Below are 9,735 nucleotides of genomic sequence, written 5' to 3'. Positions count from 1 at the left end.
GATCTCCGGCGCTCCGCCACCGCCCGGCAGGCGTACCTTGGGTGCCGTATAGTCGCCGATCAGCGTGGTGTTGAGGTTGCAGTAGCGGTCGATCTGCGCCGTTCCCAGGAAGCCCACGTCGACCTTGTCGCCCTGCAGCCAGTAGCGGAACATCTCGGGGACCGAGACGGTAGTCAGCGCGGTTTCGCATAGCTCGCCATCGCCAATCGACAGCGGCAGTACATCGGGCTTGGTCTGCAGCGTACCGGATTCATAAATCAGCACCACATCCGGCGCGTGGGTCAGGCGGGCCAGGTTGGCCGCCTCAGAGGGCAGGCCGATGCCGACGAAGCAGGTGGTGCCGTTCTCCAATGCCCGCGCAGCGGTGAGGGTCATCATTTCCGCGGAGGTATAGTTGCTCATCAGGATTCTCCTCCCGCTTCAAACACGTTGGTCTTGAGCCAGTCGTTGAAGGCGTCGCGGTCCCGGGCGATGGCATCCCATTCCTTGTAGAAACGGTTGTTACGCGGGTAGTAGCCATGCGCATAGGACGGATAGGCGCCCTTTTCGGCCACGGCGATGGCATCGATGGCCCAACCGGGAATTACGCAGGCATTGGGGGTGGCGCCCAGGTCATCGACGATTTCCTCGACGGTGACGATGCTGTGCCTGGCGGCCAGCACGGCTTCCTTCTGTACGCCGATGATGCCCTCGACGAGTACGTTGCCCTTGCGGTCGGCGCGCTGGGCATGAATGACGCTGACATCGGGGCGGATCGAGGGCACGGCGGCCAGACGCTCGCCCGTGAACGGGCATTCGATGAACTTGATCTGGTCGTTGACCTTGGGCAGATCGCTGCCGATGTAGCCACGTAGCACCGCCAGCGGCAAGCCAGCGGCACCCGCCTCGTAGGCGCAGGCCATGGTGGCGTGACTGTGCTCGAGAATCTCGACCTTGCGCGGATAGCCCTTCTCGACCGCATCGCGCAGGCGATGCAGCGAACCCACACCTGGGTTGCCACCCCATGAAAAAATCAATTTCTTCACGCAGCCGGCCCCGATCAACTGATCGTAGATCAGATCGGGGGTCATGCGGATCAATGTCAGGTCGCGCTTGCTCTGACGGATGATCTCGTGGCCTGCGGCAAACGGAATCAGGTGGGTAAAGCCCTCCATGGCCACGGTGGCGCCGCCCTCGACGTAGCGCGCCACCGCGTCATGCAGGCTGAGAAATTCGGCCATGGGTCTTGCCTCTCTCAGCTCGACAATAGCTTAACAATTATGTTCTCAATACGAACATAAGTTTGTAAAACGAACGAAATTACCTAGGGTTGTTGCCGACGTCAAACCGCAAAAAGCAGAGGGGCTGGAGAGTGTCTCAGGCCCTGCCAATAAGCCTTAGTCATGAAAAACAGCAGCTTGCTAGCTACCAGAGCGCTTTAAGGGCATGTTCGATCTGCGCCAGACTGCTACCATTGTATAATTCCGGTTGCCCTGCATCGCGTAGGGCCGACGCTTCAACCCTGCCGGGCACCATAAATGCCAAGCCATCCATGGCCGGCACTCAATCGCTATTGGAGACGCGGCCAGATCGTAACTCCCTTGAGCTATATAGGAATTGTGGCTAGCTCCTCACAGCAGCCCCGGTAACCACAGCACCAGCGCCGGGAAGGCGATGCACAGCGCCAACCCGGTGAGCTGCAGCACCACGAAGGGAATGATCGAGCGGTAGATGGTACCGATGCCGATCTGTCCCTCGGTGATGCCCTTGAGGTAGAACAGCGCATAGCCGAATGGCGGCGTCAGGAAACTGGTCTGCAAGTTGATCGCCACGAGAATGGCGAACCAGATCAGCAGCGCCTGACCCGACAGGCCAAGGCCGAAGTCGAGCAGTTCGACTACCGGCGCCACCAGCGGCAGCACCACGAAGCTGATTTCGATCCACTCGAGAAAAAAGCCCAGCACGAAGATCAGCGCCATCAGCAGCAGTAGCAGTCCGTAGGGCCCCAGACCGGTACCGGTGATCATCTCCTCGATCATGTAGTCGCCGCCCAGGCGCTTGAAGACCACCGAGAAGCAGGTCGCCCCGATCACCACGAACAGGATCATCGCCGAGGTGCGCGACGTCTCGCGCACCGCCTCGCGCAGGGTCGCCCAGTCCAGGCTGCGCATGACCAGCGCCAGCAGCAGGCTGCCGGCCGCGCCGATGGCCGCCGCCTCGGTGGGGGTGGCGATGCCGGCCATGATCGAGCCTAACACGGCGACGATCAGCACCACCGGTCCGAGCAGGTCGCGCAGCAGTGCCAGCGGCAGCGGCGTGGTGTCGGCGTCCACCGCATCGGGGTCGGCCAGAGGCGCCCAGTCGGGCTTGAGCCAGGCGGTGACCAGCAGATAGACGATGTACAGCACGCCGAGCAGCAGCCCGGGAATCATCGCCGCCTTGAACAGCGCACCCACCGACACCTGCAGGATCGAGCCCATCAGCACCAGCATGATCGAGGGGGGAATCAGGATGCCCAGCGTGCCGGAGGCGGCTATCACGCCGCAGGCCATCTCGGCGCGATAGCCCTGCTTCATCATCACCGGCAATGCCAGCAGGCCCAGCATGACCACCGAGGCGCCGATGATGCCGGTACTCGCCGCCATCACCACACCGAGAATCGCCACCGAAATGGCAAGGCCGCCAGGGGTGCGCCCGAACAGGCGCTGCAGGGTCAGCAGCAGGCGCTTGGCGACGCCCGAGCGCTCCAGCATCAGGCCCATGAACACGAACAGCGGAATGGCGATCATCAGCCAGTTCTCGATCACCCCACCGAAGATACGCGAGCCCACCGTCCCCAAAAACGGGATTGGAATGCCGCCGATGAAGGCAAAGGCGATGCCCAGCCCGCCAAGCAGGAACGCTACCGGGTAGCCGGTGAAGATCCCCGCCAACAGGGCCACGACCATGGCGATGGCCAGGGCGTACTCGGCCAGAAACTCAGCCATGGATCGGCTCCTTGTCGTGAGTGGGCGCGGCTAGACGGGACGGATCGAACAGGCCGGCCAGATTATTGAGCACCTGGCCCAGCGCCCCGATGGCCAGGAACATCAGCCCGATCGGCAGCATCGCCTTGATCAGATAGCGGTCGGTCAGGCCGCCGTAGTTGGAGCGTTCGCCGGACACGTAGGACATCGCCACGAAGTGCTGCGACAGCCAGGCGATCAGCAGGCAGAACGGGATCAGCATCAGCAGGTGGCCCAGAATGTCGACGATGGCCCGGCCACGCGGCGTGAGCTTCTGGTAGACCAGGTCGACGCGCACATGGGTATCGTGATGCAGGGCATAGGTGCCGCCGAGCAGAGTGAGAACGCCGAACAGATGCCACTGCAGTTCGGTCACGCTGTTGATGGTCAGCGCATTGCCGAACAGCAGCACGTCCTCCTGCCAGCGAGCGATTTCGTTGATGCCCAGGGCGTTGAGCGTGACGGTGGTGAGTACGGCCAGCATCACCAGCAGGACCAGCCAGCTGGTGACACGACCGACGAACAGCCCCAGCCAGACCAGCGGTCTGGCCAGGGCGGCACACACCGCCGCACCGCGCTCACGCCAGGGCGCAAGGCGGGCGTCGGTCATCACGCGTCTCCTTCAGCCTGGACCGGCGTGGGCTGGCTTTCACCCTGGATGGCTTTGGGTGCCGGAAGTGCCTGTAGCTCGTACCATTTATCCATTAGTGCTGCATGCTCTATGAGAGACTTGTAAGCCTCACTGAAGTCCGGGCTCCTCTCTCTCTCCTCCTGGAGCACTTCTTCCCAAGTCATCTGTAACTCAGCAAGGACATTTTCGGGAAAACGATTGATTAAAGTCCCGTTCTTCTCCAGCCTTTCCAAGGTCTTCACCTGGGCAGGAATTACCTTATTAAACTCTTCTTGAATATTAGATCGACAAACTGCTTCAAACTGGGCCTTGCGGCTTTCATCATAGCTATTCCATACACCCTTATTTATTAGCAATGCTAACCACCCTGCCCCCTGCTGCCAGCCTGGAAAATAATAGTTTTTTGCAATATCAGGAAGCCCCATGGCACTGTCGACTTCAGGTATGGAAAACTCTGCAGCATCTACCCTACCACGTTCAAGAGATAAGTATACTTCATTTCCAGGAATCAGCTGGGTAGAGACACCATGAGCGTTCAAAACCTTAGCGCCCAGGCCCGAGATTCTCATGGAGAGCCCATCTAGGTCTTTAATATTACTTATTTCTTTATTAAACCAACCGCCTGGTTCTTGTGGCAGAAAGGAACAAGGCAGAACTTTGACATTATAAGGATCAAGGGATTTTTGGAGAAGCTCCAACCCTCCCCCGGCAAATGTCCAGGAAAATACGGCCTCAGCAGGCGGGCTAAAGGGAAGAGCCCCATAAAGATTGGCAATCGGCAATGTGCCCGCTAAGTAAGCAATGCTCGTCCAGCCAGCTGGAATAGCACCAGAAGAAACGGAAGGAAAAATTTCGAATGCTGGCACTAGCTCGCCAGGGTCATAGATTGAAATCCCAGCTTTACCTCCTGAAATTTTTTTTAGTTGGGAAGCAACACGTTCAGCGCTCTGTCCGAACATATTCTGGGTAGAGTAGGCGCTTGCCACATCTAATCGTTCTCCGCGGTCTGCCAAAACTGCTTCCGAAGATAAGCAAAATAGAGAGAAACAAACGACTGCACCAGCGTTATAATTTATCATCATCGCCTCCTGACATATTTTTTAAAAAAATACATTCTACTTATCCATCTTAAAAATACTCTATAAGTAGAACAAAAAACCCAGAAGGTATTATAGACATGCAGTTTTTTGCGAAACCGGCAAGATTACTGGCCTTCCATACAGCATTTCATAAGAAACGCATACGTAATATTTAGGCATGCGAAAAAGTGTCATCTAAATTAATTAGCCAAAAGGATAACCTCGGCCTTAATGGCAGCCACAATTTATAAAGCAGGACCACGTCTAGCGGCAGCGTAGAACCGGCGAGGAGTAGCGATTCTTAGATATAGTGCCTGGTAAGTAAGCGGGATCCACTCAACCATGCTTTAAGAAGCAGAAATTAACCAGCAGGGAGAGGCTCTTCCAAAGAAGAACCAACTACTCTGGACGGCGATGCCCCGCCGCGAGATTGAGAATGCTCAGGGCCGCATTTACGTCTCGGTCATGGGCGACTCCACATATCATGCATTCCAGCCTCTTACTCGCAACCCACTCACGGGGCGTGGCCCGCTAAGCGAGCCATACACCGAACAGATGCGGGTGTTTGCAACTTCTCGCACTTTCTTGAACACGATGCCTGCATGAGCACATTTATTTCAGCATCGTTTTCAACTGGCCCATCCGGTATCGAGCACGGGTTCCACCATACCGGTTCGTACTAGTTTCTGTGGGCTAACATCGCCACGGTGATTTCACCGTACCGGTTGAAAAAATGGCGAGAGAATCTGTGCAGGGCATCCTTGCGGCGGTTCTTGATATTGGCGTGAATGGCGCAGGTGCGCTGCCTGGGCTCTTTCTTGCTGGTGAACTTCCCGCCCAAGGGAGCGGTTTCCAAGCTGGCCAACAGTTTAAAAGGTGCTTCGAGCAGGCGAATGAAGTTACTACATCCTGACTTGGTTCAGCCCTGCTACCGATAAAACGCATTGTGGAGTGCGAGCTATTTTGCTGGAAGCGTCGGCGGCGCCCCGCTGAGCATTGTCAAACAGTTCATTGCTCAGCAGAGAAGGCCCGAATAAGGGGAGCCCCGCGCTACCTCGGCGGCCCCATCGATCCTCGCACTAGAAGTACGAAGTTTTCACTATAACTAATAAACTGCCCGGATCTGACTGGCACAATCGGAAAAGCGACACCGCAGCACCCAATGTTTCGCTTCTAGCCGATTTATGCATGGCTTTGAATACGCCGACTGAAGCCTCACCTAGTGCACTTACGGTCTTTCTCCCCACCTCGTACACGGCCATCGACCTACTATCCAAGCTCAGTGGCTTGCCGTAGCCTTTCCATTCAGCACTTGGAGAATCCGACTAGCTGTAAAGAGCCTAGCTGTTTGGTCCCGCGAAGTCGTGAAGTAATGGTTCGGGTTGCCATAAAGCCTCTCGAGCTCATCCGCTTGCGCAAGCCAAAAAGCCGGGCAGATCTGGCTCGCCCGGCCTCAGTCAGCCGTTTACATCTTGCAGGCATCATCCGGTACTTCGAGTTGCTCGTAAGCGACATCGACGACCTCATGCTTACCATCGCGGATTTCACGCAGGTAAACATTCTGGATGGGGTGATGAGACTCGGAGAAAGTCATCGGTCCACGAGGACTATTCAAGTGAACATTGGAGAGTGCCTCGATCAGCGCTTCCCTGTTCTCGGTGTCGCCCTTGACGGCGTACAAGGCCTGGGCAAGCATCATTCCGGTATCGTAACCATGAACGGCGTAGGTATCGGGCAGCTCACCATAGGCCTCCTGATAAGCTGAAACAAATTTGCGGTTCGCTTCGCTCTCAAGGGTATCGGCATAGTGAAGCGTGGTCATGACGCCCTCCCCTGCCTCGCCCAGCGCCTGGAGGTTACCTTCGGTCAGAAAGCCTGAACCCAACAGTGGAATGCTCTCCTTCAGTCCGGCCGCTGAGTAATCACGCACGAAGTCCACACCGCCACCGCCAGCAAAGAAGGTGTAGACGGCATCCGGCTTGAGACTGGCAATCTGAGTCAGGTAACTCTGGAACTCGGTGCTCGGAAACGGCACTAGAATCCGCTTGGTTACCTCGCCTCCCGCTTCGGTGAAGGCTTCCTCGAAACCGGCAACATCCTCCTTGCCGCCCGCGTAGTCCCAGGTAATTGTTACCACGTTGCGATGGCCTTGATCGTAGGCGACCTTGCCCATCGGATAGCTGTCCTGCCACATGCTGTGCGAAGTGCGGAACACGTTGGGCATGCACAACTGGTTGGTAGCTGCCTCCAGCCCAGCATTGGGAATAATCGTGAGCGCTCCCGTCTGCTTGGCGACCCGAAGCATGCCCATGGCAACCCCGGAGTGCACCGGCCCGATCACGAAATCGACATTGTCTCCCTTGACCAACCGACTCATGTTCTGTGGCGCCTTGGAGGGATTGGCCTCAGAGTCGAGCTGCACGTATTCTATCTCACGCCCCCCCAACTGACCGCCTTGTTCCTTGATAGCCAGCTTCAGGCCGTTGGTGATGGCTTCACCCAGCGCCGTATAGGTCCCAGAGTAAGGCAGCATCAAGCCGAGCTTGATCGGATCGTCATTGTTGGCGTTGGCGATGCTTGAAAATGCAATCCCCGCCCCCAAAAGAGAAGCCAATAATGTACTATTGAATGATTCTTTCATTTTTTCACCAGAGGTTTTGGTAGTTATGATTATCGTTGACTAACTGTCTTTGGTTTAAGAAAACCGTCAGCACCAGCTATTTTTATAGCTCGAAACAGCAACAGCTAAAGTTTTTTAAAAATTTATTCCCTAACTGACAATAACATGCAGCAATGGATTTTTTAATGCAGTTATAAAGAGAAGTTGCGGGTATAGATGAAACAACGGTGCCTTCCCTTCGATGTGTTGCTTAATGTTATGTTTCAGGCCGAGGCAGTGAATGAGATAGGTTCCCAGCCTAGCTGCACTCTGGCCTCAACAACGTCATCTTGAGGATTATGATTCCAGAGCCAGTCGAAACGGGTCTCCAGTTCGGCGACAAGGCGCGCCTCGTTATCACCAATATTGGGTGCGCTGTATTCGTAAACATCTCCCGCTTCATGCGAAGTACGCTGAACCTTGCAGGTGCGCTCGTGGCGAACAGCTTCGAAGGCCGCAAGAGTTTTCTGAACATTTTCTCGATTGCATGCTTCATCGCTTAGCAAACTGGCCAACACATAGGCATCCTCCAGCGCCTGCCCAGCACCCGCTCCTTGGTGAGGTACCATCGCATGGGCAGCATCCCCCACGATTAATACGCGATCACGTTGATAGCGAGGTAGTTCCGGCAGCTCATGCAGTGCCCAACGCGTCGGCTCAGGGATGCAGGAGAGAATGGCTTGAGAGGCGGCGCCCCAGCCCTCGAATACCTTAAGCATTTCGTCCTGACTCACTACATTAACCCATGCTTCCCCCACAGCCAACTTGGGATCTGGCGTGGTGCGATCAGTAATGAAAGCCACAACATTTATTAATTCTGTCTGCTTGACCGGGAAAGTTAGGATATGTCGATCAGTACCAAGGTACATTTGAGGCACCATAGCCAAGCGTTTGTCAGCACCTCTGGTCTCCATGGCCGCTTCCAACTGCGTGGTAGGGATCATGCCTCGATAGGCGTATGTGCCACTCCAGAAGGGACTGCAGTCACTATGCTGTCCGGGAGGCAGCACATGATCGCGCACTGTAGATTTGATGCCGTCAAAGCCGATCAGAATATCACCAGTGAAGGAGGTGCCATCATCGAAGCTCGCAGTGACGCCGCCGCCATCCTGCTGCACATCAATACAGCGTTTGCTAAAATGGGCGACCCCTTTTGGCAGGTGAGTAACGATAGCATCCAGAAAATCGGCACGGTGAACTGAAGACTGACCGCAGCCAGGCGCTAAGCTGGCAGTTAGATAAGCATCGTCGCTACCACGACGCCATTCGAACCAGACATTTTCGAAGGGAGCTGGCGAAGCGTCTGCAATACGGCGATAGGAGCCTCCGAGGTTGAGAAGCTCTATGGCTCTTACCGCATTAGGCCCGAAGGAAACGCCTGCGCCAATTTCGGAGAACTGCGGTGCCGCCTCGAAGAGATGAATGTCGAGGGAGGAGGACCGAGAGAGAGCCGCGGCGAAGGCTACACCACCGATACCGCCACCGACGATGCCGATGGAAAGACGCTTGTATGAATTGTCCTCAACCATGTTGGAGTCTCCAGTCAGGGGGTATTTTGATATTCCTTACGCTATCCCCTCTGCCCCGAAAGCTCCACATAACCTGCTTGATACTGGCTATAAATACTAATAATAATTCGATATATCAAAGGGTTGGGAAGATTTAATTCAGCCAAGTTCGACCTATGTCCAATATCAGGATAGTCCAATAAAAACTATCCCCATGAAGATAGGAAGCCCATGATCAAGTTAGCTGAAATCGATGTAAACTTGCTGGTGGTATTCGACCTCCTTTATCAGGAGCAAAACACTCAGCGTGTAGCTCTACGCCTCGGCATTACCCAGCCTGCGGTCAGTCATGCCCTTAAGCGACTTCGTACATTGCTGGAGGATAAGCTTTTCGAACGCACTTCTCAGGGGCTGATGCCTACGCCGCTGGCCTCAAATTTGCATCCCTCCATCGCCGAAGCCCTGGTTCTACTACAGGAGACCGTAAACAGGAAAAAACACTTCGATCCAATAGAGACCGAGCGCGTCTTCAACATAGCGATGACTGACATCGGCGAAATTGTTTTTTTGCCTCGCTTGCTAAAGCGCCTGGCCCTAGAGGCCCCCAGCGTTTCATTGAGTACAGTGCGCAGCCAAAATGAAGATCTTAAGCGAGAAATGGAGGAAGGTAGTGTTGACTTAGCTATCGGGTTGATTCCACAGCTTGGTGCCGGTTTCTATCAACAAAGGCTTTTCATGCAGAGGTATTGACCTGCCACGAGATTTTTCCTCCATCGTCGATTAGAGTCCGACCTAACCGGAGGACGGACGATGAAACGAGCGAGATTCACGGAAGAGCAGATCATCGGCATTCTGGCCGAGCATGAAGCGGGCG

At 55.4% G+C, this 9,735-nt stretch carries 9 protein-coding genes; 2 read left to right on the top strand and 7 right to left on the bottom strand.

The genetic code is table 11. From position 1 onward, the window contains the following. From MHM84_RS21245 to MHM84_RS21225, 5 genes are all read right to left on the bottom strand, one after another. Positions 1-402, bottom strand: a 402-nt coding sequence (locus MHM84_RS21245; RefSeq protein ID WP_343218315.1) for a CoA-transferase, incomplete at its 3' end; no start/stop codon positions are given. Further along, positions 402-1,220, bottom strand: a complete 819-nt coding sequence (locus MHM84_RS21240) for a CoA transferase subunit A (protein WP_239269052.1) — start codon at positions 1,218-1,220, stop codon at positions 402-404. The genes MHM84_RS21240 and MHM84_RS21245, both read right to left, overlap by 1 nt. Before the next feature lie 390 nt (positions 1,221-1,610). Then, positions 1,611-2,966 carry a TRAP transporter large permease subunit gene (locus tag MHM84_RS21235; protein WP_239269050.1) on the bottom strand — a complete coding sequence of 452 codons (1,356 nt, stop codon included), beginning with the start codon at positions 2,964-2,966 and terminating at the stop codon, positions 1,611-1,613. Next, positions 2,959-3,594 carry a TRAP transporter small permease subunit gene (locus MHM84_RS21230; RefSeq protein WP_239269048.1) on the bottom strand — a complete coding sequence of 212 codons (636 nt, stop codon included), beginning with the start codon at positions 3,592-3,594 and terminating at the stop codon, positions 2,959-2,961. Before MHM84_RS21230 ends, MHM84_RS21235 begins: the two co-directional genes overlap by 8 nt. Continuing rightward, positions 3,594-4,697: a TRAP transporter substrate-binding protein gene (locus MHM84_RS21225; RefSeq protein WP_239269046.1), complete on the bottom strand. Its 1,104-nt coding sequence runs from the start codon at positions 4,695-4,697 to the stop codon at positions 3,594-3,596. The genes MHM84_RS21230 and MHM84_RS21225 overlap by 1 nt, the downstream gene beginning before the upstream one ends. Positions 4,698-5,638: 941 nt before the next feature. Here MHM84_RS21225 and MHM84_RS21620 point away from each other — a divergent pair. Then, positions 5,639-5,731 (top strand): hypothetical protein, encoded by a 93-nt coding sequence (locus MHM84_RS21620; protein WP_343218314.1) that lies wholly within the window; start codon positions 5,639-5,641, stop codon positions 5,729-5,731. A gap of 428 nt (positions 5,732-6,159) precedes the next feature. Here MHM84_RS21620 and MHM84_RS21215 read toward each other — a convergent pair whose 3' ends face one another. Both MHM84_RS21215 and salA read right to left on the bottom strand, forming a co-directional pair. Continuing rightward, positions 6,160-7,335 (bottom strand): ABC transporter substrate-binding protein, encoded by a 1,176-nt coding sequence (locus tag MHM84_RS21215; RefSeq protein WP_239269044.1) that lies wholly within the window; start codon positions 7,333-7,335, stop codon positions 6,160-6,162. Positions 7,336-7,577: 242 nt separating this feature from the next. After that, a complete protein-coding gene (gene salA / locus MHM84_RS21210; RefSeq protein WP_239269042.1) occupies positions 7,578-8,882 on the bottom strand; it encodes a salicylate 1-monooxygenase in 1,305 nt (434 codons plus the stop codon). Between the two features lie 210 nt (positions 8,883-9,092). Between salA and MHM84_RS21205 the strand changes: the two genes are divergently transcribed. Further along, complete coding sequence (locus tag MHM84_RS21205) at positions 9,093-9,611, top strand: LysR family transcriptional regulator (protein ID WP_239269040.1); 519 nt, start codon at positions 9,093-9,095, stop codon at positions 9,609-9,611. Positions 9,612-9,735: the final 124 nt, after the last annotated feature.

Origin of the sequence: Halomonas sp. McH1-25 (genome assembly GCF_022348165.1) — a bacterium.
Classification (GTDB): Bacteria; Pseudomonadota; Gammaproteobacteria; order Pseudomonadales; family Halomonadaceae; genus Modicisalibacter.
Note: the sequence above shows the minus strand (reverse complement) of the source record. Positions and strands in the feature narration are given on the sequence as shown.

Coding starts and splice junctions, on each gene's coding strand:
- MHM84_RS21215 (WP_239269044.1), bottom strand. CDS start 7,335: ATGAAAGAATCATTCAATAGTACATTATTGGCTTCTCTTTTGGGGGCG.
- MHM84_RS21205 (WP_239269040.1), top strand. CDS start 9,093: ATGATCAAGTTAGCTGAAATCGATGTAAACTTGCTGGTGGTATTCGAC.
- MHM84_RS21230 (WP_239269048.1), bottom strand. CDS start 3,594: ATGACCGACGCCCGCCTTGCGCCCTGGCGTGAGCGCGGTGCGGCGGTG.
- MHM84_RS21240 (WP_239269052.1), bottom strand. CDS start 1,220: ATGGCCGAATTTCTCAGCCTGCATGACGCGGTGGCGCGCTACGTCGAG.
- MHM84_RS21235 (WP_239269050.1), bottom strand. CDS start 2,966: ATGGCTGAGTTTCTGGCCGAGTACGCCCTGGCCATCGCCATGGTCGTG.
- MHM84_RS21225 (WP_239269046.1), bottom strand. CDS start 4,697: ATGATGATAAATTATAACGCTGGTGCAGTCGTTTGTTTCTCTCTATTT.
- salA (WP_239269042.1), bottom strand. CDS start 8,882: ATGGTTGAGGACAATTCATACAAGCGTCTTTCCATCGGCATCGTCGGT.